This is a genomic window from Parvularcula lutaonensis (genome assembly GCF_014651915.1).
Taxonomy (GTDB): domain Bacteria; phylum Pseudomonadota; class Alphaproteobacteria; order Caulobacterales; family Parvularculaceae; genus Parvularcula; species Parvularcula lutaonensis.
In genome coordinates this window covers 647,774-673,232 of sequence record NZ_BMXU01000002.1, presented here as the reverse complement: position 1 = coordinate 673,232, position 25,459 = coordinate 647,774, and the positions used below count along the sequence as shown (strand labels likewise).

Genomic DNA, 25,459 nt, shown 5'->3' with positions numbered 1-25,459 from the left:
TCCCTAATTGGCCGGAGCGAAGGTCACGGGACCTGTCGAGACGAGCCGGATCGAGAACCGCACCTCGCCCTCGGCGCGACCGTCGAAACTCAGGCTGCGAATAAGGAAATCCGAGGTCCAGCTCCCATCCTCGGGAAGGTGGAGCGTGAAGCTTTCGGGTGCAGCGCCGAGGAACACCGTTCGGACAGCGGACATCGCCGCGCCGGAAAGGAACACGCCCTCGGCCCGGAGTTCCGCTCTCGCAGGGGCGGCCAGGGCGGACGCTGTCGACCACCCGCCCCCCGCCTCGTCAGAACGGTCGGTTGCCGGACGGCTGAGCGTGAAACTCCTCCGCGTGAGCCCTGCAACATCGATCGAGGAACCGCCCTGCCCGATGGAGAGCAGGGCTTGGTCTGTACCGATCAGCTTCATGCCGCGCTCGCAATGCTGTCAGGGATCGTGACGATGCGGTACCGCATGGTCGCCTGGAAGGTATCGGGGTCGCGGAACCGCAGGTGATCCTCGAAGACCATGCGTGACTGGACAATCACGTGTCCATCAATCGGCAAGCGGAGGTTCTGCAGGAGCTGCCGGACGCGATCAGCGATAAGCTTTCCTTCCTTCCGGCCTCCCCACCGAGAGAAGGCGCTGAAGCGAAGCGTATGCTCGATGGCCCCTTCGATGCCGGAATAGGGCGCGATCTTACCCGCGCCGATCTGGAGCAGCGGGAACACGGCATCGGAGGGTATGGCGTCGTGGATTCTTGCAGGATTGCCAAGCAAAGCCTGAAGCGCCGCATCCTGGCTCAACCGGTCGAAGAGTGCGGTCTGGAGTGACCAGGCAGCCTCGAAACTCATTGCATGATCTCCTCTCCACGGACGAGCGTGAATCGGCCTTTCTCGTCCTGGTCCTGAATATCGGTGATACGGAAGGTCTTCCCCCGGTGAACGAGCCGCATCTCGAAGACGAGGTCGTTCCGTGAACGCATGAGGAATTCGCGCTGCATTCGTCGCTGGTTCTGCTCGAGGCTGCCGTCGATCGCCGACCTGTGTCCTTCGGCCTTCGTCGCCACGGTCCCCAGAGAGGTGAAGCCGAAGCTGTAGCCGCCGCCTTCATCGACGATGCGCTGGGGCCTTAGGAGCTCGACCCTGTCCGTGAGAGACGGTGTCACAGGCGCACCTCCCGCAGGCTCTGAAGCATCGTCTCGACACTGAGCGGCATGGCGACATAGCGCCCCTCGCCAACGGCCTCACGATGTTCGTAGTAGTGGGCGGCGAGGGCGTAGATCGCCTCGAGGAGATCGTCGGGAACTGTCGACACGTCCGTCCGGCCTGCTGTGAAGGTGACCTGCACTTCTTCCAAAGCCGCGCCAGTCTTTGTCCGGGGAGCCGTAATCTCCACGGTCTGGGGCTCGGACATGATAAGCCGGTATTCCGTTGTCGGTTCTAACGGATTGTCACCATAGCGGAGACTGACCAAAGTGACTGCGCTGACCGTTCCTGGACGGAGAACCAGCCTGCCCGACGGCTGTCCCTGATGGGTCAGCCGCCAGCTTTGCCCTGCAATGGCGTGGCCAAGCCTGCGCTCGATGAAACGCCGCGCCGTGATGCCGAGCCGCATCACCAGGCCGTCCTCGTCCGCATGGTCGATGCGAAGGGCTGCCTTGAGGTCCGCAAGGGTGAAAGGCTCGACGGCCGGAGGGGTGATGAGCTCGTACATCGTCAGTCCTCGGCTTAAGCGGTAGCGAGGAGCTTGATCGCAGCGTGGTCCTGGACTCCGCCACCGACACGCTTGGTGGTGTAGAACAGGACGTAGGGCTTCGCGCTGAACGGATCGCGCAACACCTGCACGCCCTTGCGATCGACAATCAGGTAGCCCGCCTCGAAGTCACCGAAGGCCACCGCATGGGCGCCGGCGCCTGCGTTCGGCATGGCCTCGACCTCGCTCACGGGGTAGCCAAGCAGCGTCGCTGGTTGTCCGGCCTGCATGCCCGGCGTCCAGAGATAGTTTCCGTCTGCGTCTTTCAGTTTACGGATGCTTTCGGCCGTCTTCCGGTTGAAGACGAAACGGCCCTTGTCGCGATATTGCGCATCGAGGGCGTAGACCATCTCGATCAGGCTATCGCCATCGACCGTACCGCTCAGCGTACCGATCTGGCCATGCGTCCGGGTGGCGTCTGCGGCATTCGGTGCCTGCAGGAAGCCGAGCGGCTTGTTGACACCGTCACCGTTGACGAAGGCCTGGGTCTCTGCCGCGGCGAAGGTCTGGCGCACTTCCGAAGCGATCCATGCTTCGATGTCGACGGCGGAGTCCTCGAGAAGCTGCGGGGTCGCGGCTGGCATGGCGTAGATCTCGCCAGTCTTGAACTCGATCGAAGCGATGGTTGGCGTCGTGGTCTCCGGGCGCGCGTCGGTCTCACCAACCCAACCAGAGGCATAGGACGCTTCGTTCACGGCAAGACGGAACGTCGAGCTTGAAATCGAACGCACGCTGCAGAAACCGCGGAACGGGCTGACTTCGGTCAGGGCACGGTCGATCGCCGCTTCGATGGTCGTCGGAACGGTGTAGCCACCATCGGCATCGCTCGAACCCGAGAGCGATTTCTCTTCGGGGGCCGAGAGAATGCCGGCGCGCATATACTGTTCGAAAGCCTGCTTCTGCTCCGGGTCTTCGTCACCGGCCTGGTCGGCGCGCAGCGCACCGATCGCGAGCCGGTCGAGTGCCGCCTTCTGCTCGGTAAGCGCGTTCTCGAGACGCTGCAGCTTCTGCTCATGAAGCGGATCGACGGCGCCGCGTTTCTCGATGGCGTCGAGGCGCGCATCATTCTCGGACTTGAAGACCTCGAATGTGTGGAGCAGGTCGCTTGCGGCGGCCTTTTCCTCGATCGAGGCGTGTTTAGTTTCCAGGGTCATGGCTCTTCCTTTTCTTAGGCCAGGAGGTTGCGCGGCAGGCGTTTGCCGGGTTCGGAGACGCGGGTGATCCGTGCCTCCGGCGACATCGGGAAAGTCACCACACTGATTTCCCAGAGATCGATGGAGGTCAGCATCCTTCCCTCCCGTGCGGCTCGGGCTTTCTTGGTCTTGAAGCCGATGGAGAGGCCATCGAGGGCGCCCCCTGCGATGAGGCTATGCGTCTCCCGCCCTTGATCCGTATCGAGAAAGAGCTGCCCACGGACATAAAGCCCGCGCCTGTCCTCCCTGATCTCCGTCCAGCGCCCAATGGGTGTCTCCGCCTGATGCTGATAAAGCATCCTAACCGGTGCCCTGGGGGCGGGGATAAGTTTCCCGCCGAACGCTCCGGGCACGACGCGGTCACCCGAAAGGTCGGCGCTGCCGAAGACGGCGGCGTAGCCCTCGATCTCGGCTCGGTTCTGCGGAATCATTGGCCGACCTCGTCATGGAGGGCCCGGTCGAGCTTGTTTTCGATCCGGTCGAGCGCGCTCCTCAGGTGAAGCGTCTGCTCCTCGAGCCGCGCGGCCCGGACTTCCAGGACCGCCATCCGGCGAAGCTGCTCTTCCAGCGTGTCGAGCCGCTGCGCCGCAGCACCCGCCCAGAGGAGCGCTGCGATCATCTGGACACAGAGCGCGGTCGAAAGCGCGACGACGATGCGTTGCGGCATCGTCATTGCAGGCCCCGCTCGGGGTCGGTCGGAAAGCCGAGGGCCTGCCGCTTTTCCGAATCGGTCAGGAACTCTGCATGTGCGATCCGGTCGAGACGGCTCGAGCGCTCCGGCGCCAGCGCTTCGAGCATCGATAGGTCCGGCTCGATACTGCAGATCCGCGCCGGATCGAGCCAGCCTGACAAGGCACCCGCCACCTTGCGCACCAGCGGCAGGACGGTCTGTCGCCAGAATGCGAGGTTCGCTTCGCGATAGTTCGTATAAGTATTGTCACCTGGGATACCGAGAAGCATCGGCGGCACGCCGAAGGCCAGTGCGATGTCCCGCGCCGCCGCGTTGCGCAGGTTCTGGAAGTCCATCTCCGCCGGGGTCAGCCCCATCGGCCGCCAGTCGAGACCGCCATCGAGCAACAGCGGACGTCCCGCCCCACGCAGGCCCGAGAAGCTTTGGTCCAGCTCGCTCCGCAGTCGGTCGAACTGCTCCGGCGTCAGGTGCTGTGCGCCGTCTGGCCCTCGGTGCACGAGGGCTCCGGACGGCCGGGCAGCGTTGTCGAGAAGCTGGCGGTTCCACGCCTGCGCAGCGTTGTGCAGGTGGATCGCCTCCGCCGCGGTCTTCAGCGGCGCGTGTCCCTTCCCGCCCCGCGGCTGCCAAAGCGCAAGACGGAGAAGCGGCATCCGGCCGGTCACATCGGGTCGGAATGTCCGCTCACCCCTCTTCATCCGGTGGCGGTAGCCATTCTCGGTCTCTTCCACGCTGTCCGGGTGAAGAAGAAAAAGCGCTCGTGTGCTCTCGCCATTGTCGAGCCGCTCGATATACGCGTTCCCGTGGGTCTGGAGGTAGCCATAGACCTCTTCGAGGAGCTCCGTCCCCGTCTGGTCTGGGTTGGGCTGGCCGATCAGGCGGCAGAGGTCGCCACCGCTCAGGGTCGCGCCTCGCTCGGTCACCTGAAGAGGCACCGACGCCGCCGCTTCGGCAATCATGCGGATACAGCGATAGGCGACGACATTCGTCGTGTAGCCCGGTGCAGGCAGGTGCACCCCCGGCTCCCCTGCGCCATGCAGCGCGATCAGTTCGGCGAGCGAGGCGCCTTTGCGCTCCGGCTCCTTGCGGGTCAGTCGTTTGAGCATGGTTTCTCCCCTATAGTGTACGGACAATCGGCGCGCCGTGCGGGCCGAGCATGAGGTCGGTCAGTGCCCAGACCATGGCATCGAGACGATCGGGGCTTGCCTCCCCGGAGGCTCCGGTGAAGGCGGTCATCTGGTCTTCGAGTTCCTTGAAGGGCCGGGCATGGAAGACCCGCCCGCGTTCGTAGAGAGCGGCGATAGGCTCGGCCCGGACGATCTTGCCCCGGCTCGCACGGACGCATTTGACGGGCACTGAGGGGTCGGCTGTGCGAAGCACCTCGGCGACGAGATCACCGCCTTGGTTCACTTCGGCAACCACCCGGTCCGCCTCATAGGCGTGGTAGGCCGCCACCGCCTTCTCCGCCCAAGCAGCCGGCGAAAGGCCCCGCACGGTCAGGTCGGCAATGACGAAGGCCCGCCGCGGCTCGCCATGACAAAGCCCTGCCACGACAATCCCGCAGGCGTCGGAACGATCCGTGCTCGTGACGGGCGGATCGACTGCGACCACGATGCGGGCGAAGCTCTGGGGGAGCTCCGCCCGCGCCGCTTCGATCATCGGCCAGGACCAGAGAGCCCCCTCCCGATCCTCGATGATCTCTCCCAGAAGCTCCTGACGGCCAAGCGCCGTGCCTTCATAAATCGCGGCAATCTCCGTGAAGAAACTTTTCGCGAGATTGGCACGGTTGGCGTAGCTCGATGCGCGCGTGACGATTGTCGTCTCACGGCCCATGATCTCTTTCAGCAAAGGGACGGTGCGCGGTGTTGTCGTCACCACCTGGCGCGGGTCGTCACCGAGGCGCAGGCCCATTTGCAGGTTCGACCAGGTATCGCCGCCGCCCGGCCACTTCGCCAACTCATCCGACCACGCTGTATCGAACTGGTAGCCGCGCAGGCCTTCGGGATCTTCAGCCGAGAAGACATGCCCCACCGCCCCGCCGGGCCAGACCACGCGCCGCCGTGATGGCTCGTAGCTTGGTCGCTCCGACGGATACCCCGATTGCGTCAGCCCCGACGGTCCCGTCACCATGACCTCGCGCCCATCGGCATAGGTCTCTGCGACAAGCGCGATACGCTTCGCGCCCTGACGCACCCGTTCGTGGATCCACTCGGCGCCGGTGCGCGTCTTGCCCGCGCCCCTGCCGCCAAGGACCAGCCAAGTCGTCCAGTCACCCTTCGGGGCCTTCTGGTCTGGCCTCGCCAAAAATTTCCAGTCCCAGAGCTGGCGGAGTAAGTCCTCGTGCGCGTACCCGTCGAAGCAATTCTTCGGTACCGAGAGCTTGCGCGTGGCGAAGAAGTCGACGTTCCAGCTCTCGCTTGAGGGCTTCAGTATCGCCGTTGAAGGGGTCGTCGGGGTTTCGCTGTTTCTGTCCGTTGTCATCCATACCGAGTGTCTTCTCGACATTGCCGCGGTGGACCTGGATGATCCGTCCGCGCTTTTCGGCGAGGGCGATCTGCTCAGCGTCCTGCCAGTCGAGACAGGCAAGGAACGCCGCCTGCTGACACACAAGGGCCTCGAGCCCCTGCCTCAGGTCATCCGAAATGGTGTGATCGCTCCGCCGCATGCGGACAGGTTACGACGCCCAGAGATGGCGGGGATAAGTCTATCGCCGCCGCTCGCCGGTCACGTAGCGCCAGTAGTCGCGCTCCTTGACCTCGCGCTCGTCGGTCATCTCGCGCGGCACGGCGATACCGACGGTTTCGACGGACTTCGGGTCGCCTGAGATCAGCGGGTGCCAGCTTGCCAGCCCCTTGCCCTCGGCCAGCCTCCGATACGCACAGGTCGGCGGCATGAAGCTCAGGTCGCGGATGTTGTCAGGCCGCAGCTCGACGCATTCGGGCACCAGCGCCGTGCGCTTCTCATAGCAGGTGCAACGCCGCGCCATGGGATCGAACAGGCGGCAGCGCATCGAGGTCTCCTGCAGGATCTCCGGCTCGTCCTCGTCCTCAAGCGTCACGATGCAGCAGCGCCCGCAGCCATCGCACAGGCTCTCCCACTCCTCACGGGTCATCTCTGTGAGGGCCTTGCGCTCCCAGAATGGTCGGTCGTCGGACACCGGCATGTCCCTCAGGCTAAACAGGAGATTAACGTCTGGCAGCGACAACGGCGCGAGAACAGTCCCCGGCCGGGATTCTGCGGAGAGAACTCCATGCTGCGCGCGTTTGTCATCGCCCTACTGGTGCTCGTCACCCCTGCTTCGGCGCAGGAGCTCGCTGCCGAGATTATCGAGCGCGATCAACCCTATGGCAGTCATCCGCGGCAATTGATCGACGTTTCCGCGCGGCCGCTCTCGACGTTGAAGCCTGCACTCCTGATCGTTCACGGCGGCGACTGGCAGACCGGCGACAAGCGCACGGCGATCGCCAAGACCAAATACTTCCTGCAGGAGGGATTCGCGGTCGCAGCGATGAACTACCGTCTCTTCCCGGAAGTCACCCCGCGCGACCAGGCCCAGGACGTGGCGGCAGCTGCGGTCTGGCTGGCCAAGAACGCGGACCGCTACGGCATCGATCCGCGACAGATCTATCTCGTCGGACATGGCTCGGGCGCCCACCTCGTCAGCCTCGTCGGAACGGACCCCAGCTATCTTGCCAAGTATGGCGCGGTGCCGTCCGACCTCGGCGGCATCATCGCGCTCGACTCGCCAGTCTATGACGTACCGACGGAGATCGCCGAGACAACCCTCGCCACCCAGCGCGGGCAGGTCCTGCGTCAGGTCTTCACCGACAACCCCAGCTTCTGGCCCGGCGCTTCTCCCGCCTACCAGACCGCCAAGACGCGAAAGCTTCCCCCCTTTTTCGTCGTCCACACGTCTGGGACGCCGAACGCCTTCCGCCAGGCCAAGCCCTTCGCCTCGGCACTCAGGAAAGAAGGCGGCGTCGCGGTGCTTTACGAGGCGGTGAGCCGGGATCCCGAAAGTGTCTACCGCTATTTCGGCGGCGAGAATGATCCGATGACGAAGGAACTCATCAACTTCATCCGTCGCGAAGCCAACATCCCCGTCATCCGGACCCGCGATCCGAAGGGGCTCGAACTGCCGCCGATCCCGTGGCTCTTCGCTTTCGAGGCCCCAGAAGAGGACGCCAATGGCCGCCGGATTACCGGGACGGAAATCACCGAGATCGTCACCCATGAGAAGCGGCTGTTCGCCGGCAATGGGCATACGAATGAAACTGAAGAGAGCCGCCGTGCCCAAGTGATGCGCCTCGACTCGCGGGAAGAACAGTGGAAGCTCGATTTCCAGATGCCGCTCGGATTCACTCGCGTCGCCTCGATGGCTCCTGTCAGCTTCGAGACCGACAGCCTGGGCCGTCCGATCGCGAAGCTCGACTACCTCCTTGTTGGCGCAACCTATGAGCGGACCGATGACCGCCCCCTGCCTGCCGCTGTTTTTATCCGCACACCGAGCGGGAACTGGACCAAGCAGGAGATCGGAGAGCTGACAGGGCCCGTCGATGCCGTGCATGTCGAATCGATGACCGGCTGGCGCGACCCGCAGACGAAGAAGGACATCGTCCTCGTCGGGGCGTCCCCGGCACCTCTCGGCATCACCAAGGGCATCTATGACCCGGCTAGTGTCGGCGGCATCCGGTTCGACGACGAGCCTGAATTTACGCCACGCGAGGATGAGCGAATCCGCGGCTTCGCGGCGTGCGGCGGGCGGATGTATGCCGCCACGGACAAGATGATCCTGAGGCGGAGGGATGGCGAGAATGCAAGCTGGCAGGTCCTCCTCGATCTCGAGGATCTCGTTGCGACCCGCCCCTATCTCGAACAGCTCGATGTCTACTGGCAGAAAAATTACGCGATCGGCTCGTTCCGCTGCGACCGAAGCCAGGCGAAGACGACCCTTGCCTTCACGTCGCTGAACCGCGCTTTCCGCTACACCCCCGGCGAAGAACGCCCTGTCGTCGAGATGGACATCGCCCAGCTCCTCCGCCGCGAGCTCGGCCGCGAGCCACACTACATCCAGGCGCAGGAAGCGACCACGATCCGCCGTCGCGGCCGGGACCTCGAGGAATGGATCGGCATCGAGGTCTATTACGATCCCGACTTCCTCGCCGCCCGCCCTGTCTTCCCCTACTGGCGCACAGGGTTCGGAAAGGATGCTTGGTATCTCGTGCGCACCGTCGTCGGAGGGCAGACCGTCTACCGCCTCGAGGAAATCTACGTTCCCGGCACGGATCCGAACCAGCGCCCCCTCGCAAGGGTCACGGATTTCGAAATGTCACCTTTCGAGAAGGACAACGCCATCTATGTGGGAGGATTTGCGCCTTGGTTCGAAAAGGTCTCGAACACCGCTTGGATCGCCCGTGGCGAGCTGTGATCGCGCTCAACAGCGTGAACTCTCGTCCAGAATGGCCGCATTGCTGCATCATTTAAGGCCGTGGCGGACATTTCCTCCGCTAGGTTGTTCGGAAACCAGGCAGCATCACGACACCGGGAAAGGAACGTCCGACGTCTAGGGTCCTGAAAGAACTGGGCACCGATCTCGCTGTCGGTTTGAAGGCGACCGCCAAGGCCCTGGGCCGGGGCGGCATGTTCGCGTTCAGGCACCTGCGCCTGCGCTATCTCGCGGCGCCGCTCGCCGTGGCCGCCTCGACCGCACTGACCCTGTCGATCCCGCTCCTCGCGCTCAATGCAGAGATCGCGCGGCAATACTTCCCGACCGACGACATCGACCTTGCCTCCGCAGGGCGGCAGCCGAACATCCTGATCCTCGCCGCCGACGGTACCGAGCTTGGTATGCGCGGCAGTGAGCTTGGCGAGCCAGTGGTGCTGACCGAGCTTCCGCCCTTCGTCATCGACAGCTTCCTCGCCACCGAGGACCGGAATTTCTTCCGCCATCCGGGCTTTGACCCCTTCGCGATGCTCCGGGCGGCGATGATCAACTACCGCGCGGGCACCGTCGTGCAAGGCGGCAGCACGATCACCCAGCAGCTGGTGAAGAACCTCTTCCTTTCGGGCGAGCAGACCCTGAGCCGTAAGTTCGAGGAGCTGCACCTTGCGCTCTGGCTCGAAGCGCGCCTTTCGAAGGAAGAAATCCTCGAACTCTATCTGAACAGGATCTATCTCGGCGCCAACACCTACGGCCTCGACGCCGCCTCGAAGGCGTATTTCTCCAAGCCACCGGAAGAGCTCACCCTCGCTGAAGCGGCGCTGATCGCCGGGCTCCCGAAGGCTCCCTCCAAGCTTGCACCCCATGCCAACTACGAAGGCGCTGTCGCCCGCAGCCGCGAAGTCATCCAGAACCTCGTCGAAGCGGGCCGCGTCGATAAGATGACGGCACGCATGGCGACGATGTTCCCGCCGGAGCTGCACCTGAAGGACCGTGCCGACGGCGCCGGCTACTTCATGGATCATGTCGCTGCCGAGCTATTGCGCGAGCTGCCGGGCCTCGACCAGGACGTGGTCGTCGTCACCACCCTCCAGCCCGGCGTGCAGAAAGCGGCCGAGCGAGCCGTTTCCGAAACCATCGAAACCGAGGCTGCGCTGGCGAAAGGCGCCGAGCAGGCTTCCCTCATTGCCTATGATCGCGAGGGCGGTATCGCCGCCATGATTGGCGGCAAGAGCTACCGTGACAGCCAGTTCAACCGAGCCACCCAGGCCCGCCGCCAGCCGGGCTCGGCCTTCAAGCCCTTTATCTTCCTCGCCGCCCTCGAAAACGGCTGGGATCAGGACACGGTCCTCGTCGACCAGCCCGTGCAGGTCGATGGTTGGCAGCCCTCCAATTATAAAGAGCGCTATCTCGGCGCCCACAGAATGCGTGAGGCCCTGGCCAGGTCCTCGAACACCGCCACCGTGCAGATCACCGAGGCCGTAGGCCGCGACGTTGTCATCGACACCGCGAGACGGCTCGGCCTCGACAGCGGCATGGCTCCGCATCCTTCGATCGCCCTTGGGGTCTTCGAAGTGCCGCTCGACGAACTCACCGCCGCCTACCTGCCCTTCGCCCATGACGGCTTCGCATCGAAGCCCCACAGCATAGTCGAAGTGCGTACCCGGAAGGGTGAGCTGCTCTTTGAGCGCGAGCCCTTCGCCGCTCCTCGGGTCATCAGCACCCGGTCTGCGGAGCGGATGACCGATCTTCTGAAATCGGTCGTCGAAACAGGGACGGGACGAGCAGCGCAGGTTCCTGGGCACCAGGTTGCCGGCAAGACCGGGACGACGAATGAATGGCGCGACGCCTGGTTCGTGGGCTACTCGGCGCACCTCACCGCCGGCGTCTGGGTTGGCAATGACGACAACCGCGCAATGAACGAGGTGTCCGGCGCCACCTATCCGGCACGGATCTGGCGCTCCTTCATGACCGCCGCTCACGAGGCGATGGAGGCCGCCCCGATCCCGCTCAGCGACGGTTACGAGCCTTATGACCCGAATATGTGGCAGCTCTCCCGAACCTACGACGCCCTCTATGACGATCTCATGTTCCGCGCCTACGGGGTGAAGCGCCGTTGGCGACCGGACTTCGTCTATGACGGCATCGGCGATATCCTCGCCCGCGAGCGCGACCCCGGCCGCGTTGAGGGCCGGGTCGCCGACAATGAGAGCTACCGACCCAATCAAGGCATCTCGGGCCAAACCGTCCCCAGGGGACCACGCGTGACGGGAAAAGTCGTCCCGCCCGAAGGCGGTCAGGACTGATCGGCGGGGTTCAGGATCCGTTCCGCTTTCTCGAAACTGCCCATCACTTCGACCGCCCAGAGATCAGGATCAAACTCCCTCTCGCTGGCGATGATGGCATTGGCTTCGGCTTCGGGGACAACGCTCTCACCTCGTCTCACCCATCGGCGCTCATTGTCGATGGTTTGCTCGGTGAACAGCACCGCCTCACGGCCTTCGACCCATTTGACGAAGATCATGCCGCCTTCCTCGTGCCCTTTGTGCAGGACGGCGAACATCAGCCCTTCGGCTTCGACGGCCCGCTGAAGCGCCGAGACCTGGACATCGCTCCTGAGGCGCGGGGCCACCGGGATCAGGCCGGCTGGTCGAGCTGCGCGAGCTCCGCCGAAGCAGGTGCCTCGATCGGCCGGTAGCGGCGCGGACGTGCCGCGGGCGCCTCGCTGAGTGGCAAGGTCAGGGTTGCAACCGTGCCCCGGCCCGGCTCCGACGTCAGGTCGAGACAGCCTCCATGGGCTTTTGCCAGCGCCGAACTCAGCGCTAGGCCAAGGCCCGAGCCTCGCGTGCCGCGCACGCCTTCCGGTCGGGCTTGGTAGAACCGCTCGCCAATCCGCTGCAGGTCATCCCCGCTCATGCCGACGCCTGTATCCTCCACCGCAATCACGAGAGCACCGTCGAGCAGGCGCGTGCGGATGACAATGCCGCCGGTCTTGGTGAACTTCAGCGCGTTGGAGAGAAGATTGAGAAGGATCTGGCGGACCACTTTCGGATCGACCGAATGGATGCCCACGGACGAAGCGGTCTTGCAAGAGAGGGTCAGCCCAGCCCGCTCGGCCTCGAGCCGCATCATCTGCGCGCAGGAGACGACCAGCTCGTCAACGCGCACCGGGCGGCGCTCCACGTCGAGCTTGCCCGCTTCGGCCTTCGACATGTCGAGGAGGTCGTTGACGAGGCTGAGGACATGCTGGCCGCTTTCCTGAATCAGCTTCGCATAGTCGCGGTATCGCTTGTCACCGAGGGGGCCGAAGCTCTCCTGTCGAAGGGCATCGGCGAAACCGATGACCGCGTTGAGAGGGGTACGGATTTCATGGCTGACATCGGCGAGCTTGTCCGGCGTCGGCTCGACCGAATCGCTGCCCGGCTTGCCAGCGTCATTCGCGGCGCGGGAGAGCAGCGGGCGGATCCGGGTACGAAAACCGCCTTGTGGCAAAGATTTAATCGTCAGGATCGCATGCGGCGCGCGGGCTTCTCTGCGCAGGTCAACGGCAATGTCAGCCTGGCCCTCCCGCAACGCCCTGTTCATCGCGTTCAAGAGTTCGGGATGCGCGCGAGCGGCGACGAGATCGGTCAGGCGGAGCCCAAGAAGCCGCTCGGGCCGTCCTCCGAACAGCTTCCCGCTGCTCTCGGAAGCCTCGACAATCGTGCCGCGGATATCTTGTTCGAGAATCATGGCGAGGGGCAGCTGGCCCTGCGGGGCGCGCCGTTGCTCGTGTCCAGGCCTGTTCTCAGCATTTTGCCGGGGAATCGCATGCATGCGTTAACGCTAGGCCTCTGGCCCTTAAAGGTTCCTGAACAGGGCGGGGGTGATCCTTCCCGAAGGTGCAGGGGTGCACCGGGTGGGAGCATTAAGATGTATCGGAACTTCGTAAATCCGTTTAGAGTTTGGAAACCATCACTGATGGTTAGTATCGGTAGCCGGGGGCAGAAGGCCGCCGAAAATTGGGAGAACCGCATGTCACTGAAGGCGTGGGTCGTCGCGGGTATGGCGGCATCGGCGTTGGCGATGGGCCCTGCAAGCGCGTCTTCGACGGTCGGCAAGAAAGCGGACATGGAACGCATGGAAGGTGCCCAGCTGATTGAGTTCGCTGCGCAGCCCTATATTCAGTTCAGGGAAGATATCGACCACGTCTCGGCCAACAAGCCGCAGGACGAGGCTTCGATGCGCGACGCCTATTACCGTCTCGCCAGCCATGACAACCGGACCATGGCCGCATCCTGGATCGCCTATGCAGCGATGATCGCGGCCGATACGCCGGAATTCTCGGCGGCCGTTGAGAAAAAGATGAAGAAGCGTGGTGGCGCCGCGGCGTTCGAAGCTGAACTCGCCGCCAATCCGGGCATGATCCGACAGCTTCCCGGCGCTGACAAAGCGATCGCTGCAATCATGGCATTCTCCACCAACGACGCCGCGCGGATCCGTGATGTCGGCGACAGCTTCATTGCGGACGCCTATGACTTGCAAAAGGTCGCCTGGGCCCGCCGCGAGATTGCGCAGTCGGGCATGGACCGCGTCGACAGCGCTCTTCGCTACGCCGCAAAGCGCCAGTGGGCCGACTACGACCGCAAGGTGAAGCCGAAGCGTAACGGCGCGGTTCGCCCGGACCTCGTCAAGAACGCCAGCTGGTCCAAGGAGTGGTCCGGCGAAGCCAAGCCGGTGAACCCGGCAGCGCGTCCGGGCACGATCGTGTCAAAGGCCCTGATCCTTGGTGCCCACTACACCATGAACTCGGCCCGCACGGAGCATCTCGCTTCGTTTGGCACCTCGAAGAAATCCGAGCGCTGCTTCACCAACGCTCAGATGAACCTCGACCAGTGCATCGCGGCGACCCGGACGCCGTACGAGGAAGCCTTCTGCCTCGGCCAACACGCGCTCAACGACATGTCGAGCTGCGTCGGCTGGCCGGCCGGTGCCGGAGCTGCCGGATCCTGATTGGGGGGAACCCGATCGCAAAGCCAAAGGGCGTCGCGTCGTCGCGGCGCCCTTTTTTATTGGCGCGCCAGCTTGTGCCGAAAACCGGCTTCCACTTTTCGGGCTGGCGCATTAGCTCCCCGGCATGACCAACCAGATCCCAGCCTTCGACGACATCGCCGCCGACTTTGCGTTCATCGACGATTGGGACGAGAAGTACCGCTATATCATCGACCTCGGGAAGAACCTGCCCGAGCTTAGCGAGGCTGAACGTTCCGAGGATAACAAAGTCCGCGGCTGTGCCAGCCAGGTCTGGCTGGTGTTCGATCAAACCGACCCGGTCGTGGCATTCCGTGGCGACAGCGACGCGGCGATCGTGAAGGGGCTCGTCGCGCTGATGATCAGCCTGTTTTCCGGCAAGTCGAAGGACGAGGTCCGCGCCCTCGACGCCGAGGCCAAACTGGCCGAGATCGACCTCCGCGAACACATCACGCCGCAGCGCTCGAACGGCGTGGCGAGCATGATCAAGCGGATCAAGGCAGAGGCATCGACATGACGGACGAGATCGACTGGGAGATCAGGCCCTATGAGGCCGGAGATGCCGAAGCCGTCCGTGCCCTGCTGACCGAGGCCTTCCCTTCGGATGCAGAAGCCAGGCTCGTCGAAGAGCTGCGCAAGGGCGGCGATACGGAAATCGAATTCCTTGCCGACGCCAACGGTGAGATCATCGGCCATGTCCTCCTGTCGCGGATGAAGGAACCCGAAAGAACACTTGCGCTCGCCCCCGTCGCCACCGCCGAGGCGTTTCGCAGGCAGGGCATTGCCGCAAGCCTGATCGAAAGCGCCCTCGCCCAGGCACTGGCCAATGACTGGCGCGGGGTCTTTGTGCTTGGTGATCTCTCCTACTACGAACGGTTTGGCTTCGATGCCGCCGAGGCAGAGGTGTTCGACAGCCCCTATGCCGGCGAGCATTTTGCCCTTGTCCACCTCGATGACGACGAACCGGTCAAGGGCAAAAAAGCGGTGCATGCGGACGCTTTTTCTCAGATCGGGTAGCGGGCGCTCTTTTTCTTTTTTCGTTCCGTGGTGGATGGCGCCCGCGGCTGAGCCGTGGCAAGCGATGTGGGGGAGAGCTTCTCGCAGGCTCGCGCCAGCGGGCCATGGGTCCCGGAGACTTGCGCTGCAAATTCGGGGATGGCGGGGGCGTGAGGTGCTCTCCCGAAGGGCCGCGTCGATGCCGGCGGCTACTTCGAGGCGTAACGCTCCGCGTTCAGACCTTCGCGTTTCTCGGCGTCCTCATTGCGATAGAAGGTGTAGCTGAGCGTGATTTCCCGGACATCGTCGAGGCGACGTTCGTCGTCCATCTCAGGGTCGATGTAGTAGGTCACGGGCATCATGACCGTTTCCCCGGGCTGGAGGAGCTGCTCTTCGAAACAGAAGCAGTCGACCTTCATGAAGTAGCCCCCCGCCTTGGCTGGCTGGACGTTGAAGGTCGCCGAACCGATCACCGGCTCGTCGGAGAGATTGGTCGCCTCGTAATAGGCAAGGCCAGTCTCCCCGATGCGTAGGGTCTGGCTGACCTGGGCGGGCTTGAACTCCCACGGGATACCTTCCGCACGCGAAGCATCGAAGCGAACGGTGACTTTCCGTTTCAGCACACGGTCGGCTTCGGCCTCGGCGACCTGAGTCGTACCACCCCAGCCCGTGACCTGGCAGAAGGCCCGGTAGAGCGGAACGGCGGCGAAGCTCAGGCCGACCATGCCGGCGACAAGACCGGAAACGAGAAGAGCGACACGGGCGTTGCGGTCCATCAGCTTGCTCCTGCGGAGTTCAGGTTTTCGGCAAGGCGCAGGATAGTCGTGGCGAAGACGAGCGCCGCGAAGGCGACCACGGCGAGCGCGATTGCGATGTTGCGGCGGTCCTGTGCCTTTTTCTCTTCGGGCGACTGCTCATGCATCTCGCCGGTGGGCAGGCCCTCCCGCGCGTCGTTGATGCCGAGGCCGCGCGGGTCATGCTTCACTTCGGGGGATGTGGTCTCGTCAGCCATGGATACCGACCCAGTGCTCGATCAGGAGGGCAAGGAAGAGTGCAAAAAGGTAGAGGATCGAGAAGCCAAAAAGCCTGCCAGCGCTCTTGGTGTCGGCCTTCTGGCGCAGGTTCCACGCCTGGCGCAGGAACTCCACACCCAGGACGATGGACGTGGCGGCGTAGAGCCAGCCCGCCAGCGGGACGAGCGCGATGAACGGCGCGCACACCACGAGGATGATCGAGTAACGCCAGATCTCCTCACGAGTGACGGCATCTCCCTTGACGTTGGGCATCATCGGAACGCCGGCTGCTTCGTAGTCGGCCTTCTTGAGAAGGCTGAGGGCCCAGAAATGTGGCGGTGTCCAGAGGAAGATGAGGCCGAAGAGAAGCCATGCCTCGAGCGGCGCCGAACCGGTGACGGCGGCGTAGCCGACGACCGGGGGCAGCGCACCCGCCGCGCCGCCGATGACGATGTTCTGGGGTGTCCGCCGCTTAAGGAACATCGAGTAGACCACGACATAGAAGCCAATCGTGATGGCAAGGAGGCCCGCGGCGAGATAGCCGCCCGAAAGCGCGAGCAGCCAGACCGACAGAGCCGAGAGAACGATGCCGAGGCCGAAGGCTTCAGCCGCCGGGACCTTGCCTGCCGGGATCGGGCGTTTCGAGGTCCGGCTCATCAGACCGTCGATGTCGCTGTCCCACCACATGTTGAGAGCGGCCGAGGCCCCTGCCCCAAGGGCAATGGCGATGGTCGACAGGATCGCCAGGCCCCAGTTGGGAACCGGACCCTGCGCGACAACCATCCCAACGAGCGCGGTAAAGATCGACAGGCTCATCACTCGCGGTTTGAGCAGGGCGGCGTAATCCGACGGCTGGGCCGTCAGGTGGGACGGAACGGTCTGGTCTTGCGCAATATCGGTCATCGGTTCGGTGGCCATCTTAGGAGTATAGCGCGGATATCAAAGCGCCGCGCCCTTGTGACAAGGACGCGGCGACCATTCGCGCGAGATGCCGCAGGTTCCTAGTGAATCTTCGGCAGTTCGTTGAACTGGTGGTATGGCGGCGGGCTCGGCAGCGTCCACTCGAGGGTGGTGGCACCTTCGCCCCACGGGTTGGCTTCGCCTTGGCCTTTGCGTCCGAAGACGAAGGCCTGGATCAGCGCGATGACCCAGATGAGCATCGCGATGAGGGTCACGTAGTAGCCCATGGTCGAGATCTTGTTCCAGTACGCGAAGTCGACCGGGTAGTCGATGTAGCGGCGCGGCATGCCCTGGAGGCCGAGGAAGTGCTGCGGGAAGAAGATCAGGTTCACGCCCGCGAACATCGTCCAGAAGTGCAGCTGGCCGAGGAGCTCGGAGTATTTCACGCCGAACATTTTCTCGTGCCAGTAATACCAGGCCGCGAAGATCGCGAACACGGCACCGAGGCTGAGGACGTAGTGGAAGTGCGCCACGACGTAATAGGTGTCGTGGAAGTAGTGGTCGATCCCTGCGTTCGCGAGCACGACACCTGTCACACCACCGACGGTGAACAGGAAGATGAAGCCGACGGCCCAGAGCATCGGGACCTTGAAGTCGATCGAGCCGCCCCACATCGTCGCGATCCACGAGAAGATCTTGATGCCTGTCGGCACCGCAATAACCATCGTCGCGGCCACGAAGTAGGCTTTCATATCGACCGAAAGGCCCACGGTGTACATGTGGTGCGCCCACACGATGAAGCCGATGAAGCCGATCGCGACCATGGCGTAGGCCATGCCGAGATAGCCGAAGACGGGCTTTTTCGAGAAGGTCGAGATGATGTGGCTGATGATGCCGAAGGCCGGCAGGATCAGGATGTAGACCTCGGGGTGTCCGAAGAACCAGAAGAGGTGTTGGTAGAGAACCGGGTCACCACCGCGGGCCGCGTCGAAGAACGCGGTGCCGAACATGCGGTCGGTCAGCAGCATGGTGATCGCGCCGGCGAGGACCGGGAGCGAGAGGACCAGCAGGAACGCCGTCACGAGAACCGCCCAGGCGAAGAGCGGCATCTTGTGCAGGGTCATGCCCGGTGCACGCATGTTGAAGATGGTGGTGATGAAGTTGATGGCACCGAGGATCGAGCTGACACCGGCAAGGTGGAGCGAGACGATCAGGAGGTCCATCGCCGGCCCCTTCACGCTGGTCGACAAGGGCGGATAGAGCACCCAGCCCCCGCCATAGCCAAGCTCCTGCCCGTAACCGGGTGCGAGCATGGACAGGCCGAGGAGCGTGGCGGACGCGCCGTAGAGCCAGAAGGAGATGTTGTTCATGCGCGGGAAGGCCATGTCCGGCGCACCGATCATGATCGGCACGAAGAAATTGCCGAAGCCGCCGATCAGGGCAGGCATGACCATGAAGAAGATCATGATCAGGCCGTGATAGGTGATCAGGACGTTGTAGAAGTTCTTCGCCGATTCGATCTGCTCCTCGGGCGTACCCGAGGTGAAGTTGGTCAGGAAGGTGATGCCCGGTTCAGCAAGCTCCATGCGCATCAGGCCGGACATCGCGCCACCGACGATACCGGCGAAGATGGCGAAGATCAGGTACAGGATGCCGATGTCCTTGTGGTTCGTGGAATTGAACCAGCGGACGAAGAAGCCCGGCTTGTGGTCGTGCTCGTCGTGAGCACCGTGACTTTCAATAACGCGGTCAGTCGCACTCATTGTTCTAGCCTCAATTACTTCAGCGCGGCTGCGCGCGCAGCACCGCTTTGCTCAGCGGCGGCAAGTTCCTGGTTCGCGAACATCGGCTCCATGCCTTCAAGTTCGCGGCGCTCGTCGATCCATGCCTCGAACTCCTCGCGGCTGACGACGCGGAGGGAGATCGGCATGAAGGAGTGGTCCTTGCCGCAGATTTCCGAGCACTGGCCGTAGAAGGTCGTCTCGATGTCGGTCTTGAACCAGGTCTCGTTCAGGCGGCCCGGGATGGCGTCGATCTTGATGCCGAAGGCCGGCATGGCCCAGGAGTGGATGACGTCACGAGCGGTTGTGATGATGCGGACAGTCTCACCGGCGGGGACGACGATGTCGTTGGTCGTCGCAAGACGGTAGAGTTCCTCCGTGGTCGCTTCCGGCGGCGCCATCAAAGCGTCGAATTCGAAATCACCATATTCGGGATAGCTGTAGGCCCAGCCCCACTGGTAGCCGGTGGCCTTGATGGTCAGGGTCGGCGCCGGGACAATCTCCGAGCGGTCCGGCCCGAAAAGGCCGAGAACGGGACCAGCGCCGACACGGCTGCGACCCGCGGTGATGACAAGACGCTCGTTCGCAGGCAGGGGCTGCTTGAGGGTCACGAGCACCCGCTCCTCCCCAAGACCCGCGACCTCGAAGTCGTCATCGGCCTGCAGCAGCCGCTTGGCGCCGCTGTCCGAGATCGCAGCCACTTCGATATGGCGCTCCTTGGTGACCATCCGGCTTTCCGGGAAGTCATTGGCGAAACCGAACTGCGTCTGGCCCGGCTGCTTCTCGTATTCGAAGACCTGCCCGTCGGGCATGACGTCCTCGACCTGCAGCAGCTCGAAGGACGGAACCGCGATGATGAGCAGGATGAACACCGGCACAGCGGTCCAGATGACCTCGACCAGCGTGTTGTGGCTGAACTTGGCCGGATTGGGATTGGCGCGCTTGTTGAAGCGGAGCACCACCCAGATGATCAGGCCGAGAATGAGAAGGCTGATACCCACCTTCATCGGCACGAGGATCGCGTTGTAGAACGAGTGGATCTGCTCGGCGACCGGCGAGGCGGCATCGCGGAGGTCGATCCCTTTCGGGTCGATGGTGTCCTGGAACTGCTCTTGGACCAGCGACTGAGCGAGCCCAGCCATGTCCGCGGCATGCGCCGGAGCGGCGGCGAGGAAGAGGGATGTGAGGGCCGCAAGGGCGGCCACGACAGGCAAACGAGTCATGGGCGTCTACTAGGGTCAGATCGTTACGTTTGTCGCCCCTCTAGACGCAGAAATATCGTCGCATAACCCCCTTTTTCCGTGCTTCGCGGCATTCTTTCGCAGCGCGAAGGCGGCTAGGTGTGCCCATGCGACCCAGTTACCAGAAACGGGAACCACCGATGTCCCTGACATGGGAGGGGTTACAGCCCTCCCTGCCCTTGCAGCGGCGGGGGACCCATGCCCAGATGGCTGTTCTGATTTTGATGAGACAGATTGCATGAGCTCCTTCTTTTTCTCCGAAACCGACCTCGACGAATCGCGGACCCGGTCGATCATCGATGAAGCGCTTGGCCACGCGGACGATGGCGAGCTGTTCCTCGAATACGCCCAGAGCGAATCATTCGTCTGGGACGACGGACGGCTGAAGAATGCGAGCTACGACATGAGCCAGGGCTTCGGCTTGCGCTCGGTGCTCGGCGAGACAGTGGCCTTTGCCCATGCGTCGGAGCTGTCAGAAGCGGCGTTGAAACGCTCGGCGGCAGCGGTGAAAGCGGTGAAAGCGGGGCATGGCGGCACGCTGGCCGCACCGCCTCCGAAGACGAACCGGCACCTCTACTCCTCGGACGATCCGCTCTCGGCGGTGCCCTTCGAGGTAAAGACCAAGCTTCTGCAGGACATCGACGCCTATGCCCGCGCCAAGGACCCGCGGGTCTGCCAGGTCTCGGCCTCGCTGTCGGGAGAATGGGTGAATGTCGAGATCGTCCGGCCGGGTGGGCTGATCGTCCGTGACGTGCGGCCGCTGGTCCGGCTCAATGTCTCCGTCACGGCCCAGGAAGGCGACCGGCGGGAGACCGGCTCCACCGGCGCTGGCGGTCGGGAGACCTATGACCGGCTGATGGAGCCTTCGTTCTGGCAGGGCCAGATCGACGAGGCGCTGCGTATGGCGCTGGTCAATCTCCGGGCCGAGGCGGCGCCTGCGGGCGAGATGGAAGTGGTGCTCGGCTCGGGCTGGACGGGCGTCCTCCTCCATGAAGCGGTCGGCCATGGCCTCGAAGGGGACTTCAACAGGAAGAAGACTTCCGCCTTTGCGGGTCTTCTCGGCGAGAAAGTGGCAGCGGATGGTGTCACGGTGATCGATGACGGGACGATCGAAGGCCGCCGCGGCTCCCTCACCGTGGATGACGAAGGCACCCCGACCTCGCGCACGACCCTGATCGAGGACGGCAGGCTCGTCGGCTTCATGCAGGACCGGATGAACGCGCGCCTGATGGGCGTCGAGCCCACGGGCAATGGCCGACGGGAAAGCCATCAGCACGCGCCGATGCCGCGCATGACCAACACCTTCATGCTGGGCGGTGACAAGCCGCGGGCCGAGCTGATCGAGAGCGTCAAGGACGGGATCTTCGCCGTGAACTTCGCCGGCGGTCAGGTGGACATCACCAGCGGCAAATTCGTCTTCAACTGCACCGAGGCCTACCGGATCAAGGACGGCAAGCTCGGCGCGCCGCTCAAGAACGTGGCCCTGATCGGCGACGGGCCCACTGTGATGAAGCGGATCTCGATGATCGGCAACGATTTCGAGCTGGATCCGGGCATCGGGGTCTGCGGAAAGGCCGGTCAGGGCGTGCCCGTCGGCGTCGGCCAGCCTTCACTGAAGATCGACGCCATCACGGTAGGCGGCTCAGGCTAAGCCGCAGCCGCGTTCTTTCGGGGACGCATGGCCAGCAGCGTCTGGTAGGCCGAGTTGACGAGCGCGGCCTGGCGCTGGGCCGCTTTGACGACATCTTCGCTGGCGCCGCGGGCGCTGACCCTGTCCGGGTGGCACTCGGAGATGCGCTTGCGCCATGCTGCCTTGAGCTCTTCGCGCGAGGCCCCCGGCCGGACATCGAGGATGCGGCAGGGATCGAAACCCCACTGCGCCTTCGCAGGAGCGATCGGCCGGGCATGGGCCGCGTGCGCCTTGTCGTTGGCAGGCTTCGGAGCGGCTTGATCCTGCGCCGCCGTGCCTCCCACCTCGAAGGAGGCGATGTCGGCGCGGTTGATTGCGATCTCGCCTCGCGATGTGCGGATGGTCAGGAACGGCATCGCCTTGGCCAGAAGCGACGACGCGGTGTCAGTCGGCTTGAGGTGCAGGACGCCCGACATGACGCGGCCATCGCGCAAGGCGATGCGGACCTGTCGCGGGGTCGTGCTTTTCTTCGCTTTGACGGCTTCGAACATGGTTGTTCCTTTCTTAACAACCCCTATGCAGGGGCTGTGCCGCAAGAGACCGTCACCCGCTTCGCGCCCTCTCCGACCGGGTATCTTCACCTTGGTCACGCTTATTCACTCTTTCTTAACCATGATTCCGCGCGAAAGTTCGGAGGAGTTTTCCGCCTTCGTATCGAAGACATCGACCAGGGCCGGAGCCGTCCGGAATTCGAACAGGCAATCTTCGATGACCTGAAATGGCTCGGTGTGTCGTGGGACGGGCCTGTTGTCAGGCAGTCGGAGCGGTTCGGGATCTATCAGGACGCCGTCGCGGATCTCGCGGCGCGCGGGCTCGTCTACCGCTGCTTCAAGACGCGGGCGGAGCTATCGGCGATTGCCTCGGCGCCTCATGGGCCGGGTGCCAAGGAACCACTGACCGCTCCCCTACCCCCTGACGAGGAAGAGGCGATGCTCGCAGAAGGGAAAGCCTTCGCCTGGCGGCTGAATATCCGTGCCGCCATGGACACGCTCGGCAGGCGAGAAATCGGCGCGACCCTATCGGACGAGACGGGCGCGGCGGAAGAGCGGAGCTTCGACCTCGCAGCGTTGGACGATGCCGTAATGGCACGGAAGGACTTCCCGACCAGCTATCACCTCGCTTCGGTCATTGATGACGCGGCGCAGGGGGTGAGCCTGGTCTGGCGCGGCGAGGATCTCGCCGACGCCTTGCCGCTCCACCGGCTGCTCCAGGAACTACTCGGCCTGCCGGCGCCGGTCTACCGGCACCATCGCCTGATCCTCGGACCCGATGGCAAACGGCTCGCCAAGCGCGACAAGGCCGCGACGCTCCGCTCACTGAGGGAAGAAGGGGTCAGCCCCGACGAGATCAGGCGGCGACTGAACGTCGGCGCGGAGCCTGGAAGGACCTGACCACGCGCAGGCGCTCGACAAACCAAAGACGCTCGACGCAATCTTCGAGCACGTCGAGCTTCCGGTCGAAATCGGTATCATCGCGATCGTCCTCGATCAGGCTACACGCATAGGCCACGGTCGTCCGTTCACGGCCAAAGGGCTTGCCGGCGTCCTGGTATTTACCGCCGAACACCACATGGGCGAGATACATTGCAACTTGGCGGGCATAGGCCACGTCAGCCGTGCTGCGCGTTTTTGCGAGCAGGGAATCCTGCGGCACACCGAACGCCCGTGCCGTGACGCTGACGACGATCTCTGCGGCTTTCTTCCAATCGGCCGGATCTTGCGGTTGTTCACCTGTGCGGATCACGAGCGGCCCTCCCCTTAAAACAAAACAATGCCTTCGCCCTCGACATTAAAGGAAAGAAACACCGTGTGGATAACATTTCCGAACCCGGCGTGATGTTTTTTGTCTTAAAAGGGGGTGCTGGCGTTCAGGTTTCGTCAATACTCGGACAAAACCTGTGATCTTTGCTCACTGCGCCAGCCGATCGAGCTCCGTCTTGACCAGCGAAGCGATCCGGTTCGCAGCTTCATCGAGTTTCAGGTTGGACTTCTCGCCAGTGGCCCGGTCCTTCCATTCAACCTCGCCCTGGCCGAGCCCTCGGGGGCCGACCACGAGCTGGTGCGGCAGGCCGCAGAGGTCCATACGCGCGAATTTCTCGCCTGCGCGGTCGGCGGTATCGTCGTAGAGCACCTCGACCCCAGCCGCTTCGAGCGCGGCCTCGATCTCGGCGCAGGCCTTGTCGGTGGCTTCGTCTCCTGCCCGAAGGTTGATGAGCCCGACGTGGAACGGCGCGACCGACATCGGCCATTTGGGCCCATCCTCGTCGTGGTGCGCTTCGATCAGCGCACCAACAAGCCGCGAGACACCGATACCGTAGGAGCCCATCTCCATGTCCACTTCCTTGCCCTCGGCGTTCTGGACACGGGCGCGCATCGGCGCGGAATACTTGGTTCCGAAACAGAAGATGTGACCTACTTCGATGCCGCGAAGCGAAAGCCTGCGGTCCTCCGGCACCTTGGACCATGCCTCCTCGTCATGGACTTCGTCCGTACCCGCATAGAGCGACGTCCAGTCGCTGAAGATCCCCTCGAGGTCGCCGTCGAAATCCGTCCCGGCATCGGGAACCGGCTTGCCGATCAGCGCCTTGTCCATGAAAACATCGCTCTCGCCATTCTCGGCGAGGACGACGAATTCGTGGGTCAGGTCACCGCCAATAGGGCCGGAGTCGGCTTTGACGGGCACGGTTTCGAGACCCATACGGCGGAAGGTGCGCAGATAGGCCGCGAACATCTTGAGGTAGCTCTTGCGCGCATCGTCCGGGGACGCATCGAAGCTGTAGGTGTCCTTCATCAGGAACTCGCGCCCGCGCATGACCCCGAAGCGGGGCCGCAACTCGTCCCGGAACTTCCACTGGATGTGGTAGAGCATCTTGGGGAGCTGCTTGTAGCTCTTGATCGAAGACCGGACGATGTCCGTGATCATTTCCTCATTGGTCGGACCAAACAGCATGTCGCGGTCGTGGCGGTCCTTGATCCGAAGCATTTCCGGCCCGTAGGCGTCGAAGCGGCCGGATTCCTCCCAAAGGCTCGCCGGCTGGATCGTCGGCATCAGGAGTTCGATGGCCCCCGCACGCTCCTGTTCCTCGCGAACGATCCTTTCGATCTTCTTCAGCACCCGCAGGCCAAGGGGCAGCCAGGCATAGATGCCCGCCGCCTGCTGGCGGACCATTCCCGCACGCAGCATGAAGCGGTGCGATGCGATCTGCGCTTCGCCGGGAGTTTCCTTGAGCGTGGGCAGGTAGAAACGACTGAGACGCATGGATGCCAAACCTTTCTTCGCCACCGCTTAAGGCCGGTGCCCCCGGACTGCAATTGGCTCGGCTCGCGAGCGGCGGCCTTCTTCACAAGGATCGGGCCGCCGGAGTCCGGCCCGGACGCCATGGGCGATGGTTGCCTCTACAGGCCTTCCGCGCAGCCAGCCGCGCTAGAAAAGCCGTAGGACACCCTCGGGACCGGGACCAGTGAGTCGATCAGGCGGTTTGGAGCCGACCTAGCGTTTGCGTCCGCCGAGGACGGCGACAAGTTCTTCGACCTTTTCCCGGCGCTGGTCGACATTATCCGATGTCAGCGCATTCTCGACACAGGTGTCGAGGTGATCGTCCAGCACCAGCTTCTCCACCCCGCCCAGAGCCGCCTTCACCGCCTGGATCTGGCGCACGACGTCGATGCAGTAGCGGTCATCCTCGATCATCTTGGCGATGCCGCGCACCTGGCCCTCGATCCGGGCCAGCCTGCGGCGCGCGCTCAGTTTCGTATCGTCGTTCATCGCGG

At 63.7% G+C, this 25,459-nt stretch carries 29 protein-coding genes; 7 read left to right on the top strand and 22 right to left on the bottom strand.

Annotated elements, in window-relative coordinates:
- Window positions 1-3: 3 nt before the first annotated feature.
- Genes IE053_RS11610 through IE053_RS11565 form a run of 11 tightly spaced genes read right to left on the bottom strand, consistent with a single transcriptional unit; the run spans window position 4 to window position 6,781 of the window.
- A complete protein-coding gene (locus IE053_RS11610; protein WP_189576159.1) occupies window positions 4-411 on the bottom strand; it encodes a phage tail tube protein in 408 nt (135 codons plus the stop codon).
- Complete coding sequence (locus IE053_RS11605) at window positions 408-836, bottom strand: DUF3168 domain-containing protein (RefSeq protein WP_189576158.1); 429 nt, start codon at window positions 834-836, stop codon at window positions 408-410. The genes IE053_RS11610 and IE053_RS11605 overlap by 4 nt, the downstream gene beginning before the upstream one ends.
- Window positions 833-1,150 (bottom strand): head-tail adaptor protein, encoded by a 318-nt coding sequence (locus tag IE053_RS11600; protein WP_189576157.1) that lies wholly within the window; start codon window positions 1,148-1,150, stop codon window positions 833-835. The genes IE053_RS11605 and IE053_RS11600 overlap by 4 nt, the downstream gene beginning before the upstream one ends.
- Entirely contained in the window at window positions 1,147-1,698 is a 552-nt protein-coding gene (locus IE053_RS11595) for a head-tail connector protein (protein WP_189576156.1), read from the bottom strand. Before IE053_RS11595 ends, IE053_RS11600 begins: the two co-directional genes overlap by 4 nt.
- A gap of 14 nt (window positions 1,699-1,712) precedes the next feature.
- On the bottom strand, window positions 1,713-2,891 hold the full coding sequence (locus tag IE053_RS11590; RefSeq protein ID WP_189576154.1) for a phage major capsid protein: 1,179 nt from the start codon (window positions 2,889-2,891) through the stop codon (window positions 1,713-1,715).
- A 14-nt stretch (window positions 2,892-2,905) separates the two neighbouring features.
- Window positions 2,906-3,361 (bottom strand): HK97 family phage prohead protease, encoded by a 456-nt coding sequence (locus tag IE053_RS11585; protein WP_189576152.1) that lies wholly within the window; start codon window positions 3,359-3,361, stop codon window positions 2,906-2,908.
- A complete protein-coding gene (locus tag IE053_RS11580) occupies window positions 3,358-3,603 on the bottom strand; it encodes a hypothetical protein (protein ID WP_189576150.1) in 246 nt (81 codons plus the stop codon). The genes IE053_RS11585 and IE053_RS11580 overlap by 4 nt, the downstream gene beginning before the upstream one ends.
- Window positions 3,600-4,724 carry a phage portal protein gene (locus tag IE053_RS11575; RefSeq protein WP_189576148.1) on the bottom strand — a complete coding sequence of 375 codons (1,125 nt, stop codon included), beginning with the start codon at window positions 4,722-4,724 and terminating at the stop codon, window positions 3,600-3,602. Before IE053_RS11575 ends, IE053_RS11580 begins: the two co-directional genes overlap by 4 nt.
- Before the next feature lie 10 nt (window positions 4,725-4,734).
- A complete protein-coding gene (locus tag IE053_RS11570; protein WP_229786200.1) occupies window positions 4,735-5,922 on the bottom strand; it encodes a DNA-packaging protein in 1,188 nt (395 codons plus the stop codon).
- A complete protein-coding gene (locus tag IE053_RS14505) occupies window positions 5,888-6,283 on the bottom strand; it encodes a hypothetical protein (RefSeq protein ID WP_229786199.1) in 396 nt (131 codons plus the stop codon). The genes IE053_RS11570 and IE053_RS14505 overlap by 35 nt, the downstream gene beginning before the upstream one ends.
- A 39-nt stretch (window positions 6,284-6,322) precedes the next feature.
- Window positions 6,323-6,781, bottom strand: coding sequence for a YcgN family cysteine cluster protein (locus IE053_RS11565; RefSeq protein ID WP_189576144.1), 459 nt, complete (start codon window positions 6,779-6,781; stop codon window positions 6,323-6,325).
- Window positions 6,782-6,868: 87 nt separating this feature from the next.
- Here IE053_RS11565 and IE053_RS11560 point away from each other — a divergent pair, with 87 nt between their 5' ends.
- Window positions 6,869-9,046: an alpha/beta hydrolase gene (locus IE053_RS11560; RefSeq protein WP_189576142.1), complete on the top strand. Its 2,178-nt coding sequence runs from the start codon at window positions 6,869-6,871 to the stop codon at window positions 9,044-9,046.
- Between the two features lie 176 nt (window positions 9,047-9,222).
- Window positions 9,223-11,364, top strand: a complete 2,142-nt coding sequence (locus IE053_RS11555) for a transglycosylase domain-containing protein (RefSeq protein ID WP_189576141.1) — start codon at window positions 9,223-9,225, stop codon at window positions 11,362-11,364.
- On the opposite strand, the gene IE053_RS11550 is transcribed toward IE053_RS11555, so the two are convergent.
- Entirely contained in the window at window positions 11,355-11,690 is a 336-nt protein-coding gene (locus IE053_RS11550; protein ID WP_189576139.1) for a DUF1491 family protein, read from the bottom strand. The two genes, IE053_RS11555 and IE053_RS11550, sit on opposite strands and share 10 nt — an antisense overlap.
- Window positions 11,691-11,695: 5 nt before the next feature.
- Complete coding sequence (locus tag IE053_RS11545; protein ID WP_189576137.1) at window positions 11,696-12,790, bottom strand: PAS domain-containing sensor histidine kinase; 1,095 nt, start codon at window positions 12,788-12,790, stop codon at window positions 11,696-11,698.
- Window positions 12,791-13,018: 228 nt separating this feature from the next.
- Between IE053_RS11545 and IE053_RS11540 the strand changes: the two genes are divergently transcribed.
- The 3 genes from IE053_RS11540 (at window position 13,019) to IE053_RS11530 (ending at window position 15,085) form a co-directional block, all read left to right on the top strand.
- Window positions 13,019-14,050 (top strand): hypothetical protein, encoded by a 1,032-nt coding sequence (locus tag IE053_RS11540; protein ID WP_189576129.1) that lies wholly within the window; start codon window positions 13,019-13,021, stop codon window positions 14,048-14,050.
- A 136-nt stretch (window positions 14,051-14,186) separates the two neighbouring features.
- Entirely contained in the window at window positions 14,187-14,585 is a 399-nt protein-coding gene (locus IE053_RS11535) for a SufE family protein (protein ID WP_373302888.1), read from the top strand.
- Entirely contained in the window at window positions 14,582-15,085 is a 504-nt protein-coding gene (locus IE053_RS11530; protein WP_189576125.1) for a GNAT family N-acetyltransferase, read from the top strand. Before IE053_RS11535 ends, IE053_RS11530 begins: the two co-directional genes overlap by 4 nt.
- 188 nt (window positions 15,086-15,273) lie before the next feature.
- On the opposite strand, the gene IE053_RS11525 is transcribed toward IE053_RS11530, so the two are convergent.
- From IE053_RS11525 to IE053_RS14730, 5 genes are all read right to left on the bottom strand, one after another.
- Window positions 15,274-15,840, bottom strand: a complete 567-nt coding sequence (locus IE053_RS11525; RefSeq protein ID WP_189576123.1) for a cytochrome c oxidase assembly protein — start codon at window positions 15,838-15,840, stop codon at window positions 15,274-15,276.
- On the bottom strand, window positions 15,840-16,076 hold the full coding sequence (locus IE053_RS11520; RefSeq protein WP_189577042.1) for a cytochrome c oxidase system small membrane protein: 237 nt from the start codon (window positions 16,074-16,076) through the stop codon (window positions 15,840-15,842). The genes IE053_RS11525 and IE053_RS11520 overlap by 1 nt, the downstream gene beginning before the upstream one ends.
- Window positions 16,069-16,980 (bottom strand): heme o synthase, encoded by a 912-nt coding sequence (locus IE053_RS11515; protein ID WP_189576969.1) that lies wholly within the window; start codon window positions 16,978-16,980, stop codon window positions 16,069-16,071. Before IE053_RS11515 ends, IE053_RS11520 begins: the two co-directional genes overlap by 8 nt.
- A 98-nt stretch (window positions 16,981-17,078) precedes the next feature.
- The gene (ctaD, locus tag IE053_RS11510; protein ID WP_189576121.1) at window positions 17,079-18,740 is read right to left on the bottom strand and encodes a cytochrome c oxidase subunit I; all 1,662 of its coding nucleotides are present in this window, start codon (window positions 18,738-18,740) and stop codon (window positions 17,079-17,081) included.
- A gap of 14 nt (window positions 18,741-18,754) precedes the next feature.
- Window positions 18,755-19,981 carry a cytochrome c oxidase subunit II gene (locus tag IE053_RS14730; RefSeq protein WP_189576119.1) on the bottom strand — a complete coding sequence of 409 codons (1,227 nt, stop codon included), beginning with the start codon at window positions 19,979-19,981 and terminating at the stop codon, window positions 18,755-18,757.
- 256 nt (window positions 19,982-20,237) lie between these two features.
- On the opposite strand from IE053_RS14730, the gene tldD reads away from it, so the two are divergent.
- Complete coding sequence (gene tldD / locus IE053_RS11500; protein WP_189576118.1) at window positions 20,238-21,650, top strand: metalloprotease TldD; 1,413 nt, start codon at window positions 20,238-20,240, stop codon at window positions 21,648-21,650.
- Here tldD and IE053_RS14500 read toward each other — a convergent pair.
- Window positions 21,647-22,180 (bottom strand): J domain-containing protein, encoded by a 534-nt coding sequence (locus IE053_RS14500; RefSeq protein ID WP_229786196.1) that lies wholly within the window; start codon window positions 22,178-22,180, stop codon window positions 21,647-21,649. The two genes, tldD and IE053_RS14500, sit on opposite strands and share 4 nt — an antisense overlap.
- Before the next feature lie 36 nt (window positions 22,181-22,216).
- Here IE053_RS14500 and gluQRS point away from each other — a divergent pair, with 36 nt between their 5' ends.
- Window positions 22,217-23,080 (top strand): tRNA glutamyl-Q(34) synthetase GluQRS, encoded by an 864-nt coding sequence (gene gluQRS / locus IE053_RS11490; protein ID WP_229786195.1) that lies wholly within the window; start codon window positions 22,217-22,219, stop codon window positions 23,078-23,080.
- Here the strand turns inward: gluQRS and IE053_RS11485 are convergent.
- From IE053_RS11485 to IE053_RS11475, 3 genes are all read right to left on the bottom strand, one after another.
- Window positions 23,037-23,432, bottom strand: a complete 396-nt coding sequence (locus IE053_RS11485; RefSeq protein ID WP_229786194.1) for a helix-turn-helix domain-containing protein — start codon at window positions 23,430-23,432, stop codon at window positions 23,037-23,039. The genes gluQRS and IE053_RS11485 overlap by 44 nt on opposite strands.
- 165 nt (window positions 23,433-23,597) lie before the next feature.
- Entirely contained in the window at window positions 23,598-24,947 is a 1,350-nt protein-coding gene (proS, locus tag IE053_RS11480) for a proline--tRNA ligase (protein WP_189576112.1), read from the bottom strand.
- 231 nt (window positions 24,948-25,178) lie between these two features.
- A complete protein-coding gene (locus IE053_RS11475; RefSeq protein ID WP_189576110.1) occupies window positions 25,179-25,454 on the bottom strand; it encodes a metal-sensitive transcriptional regulator in 276 nt (91 codons plus the stop codon).
- Window positions 25,455-25,459 lie beyond the last annotated feature (5 nt).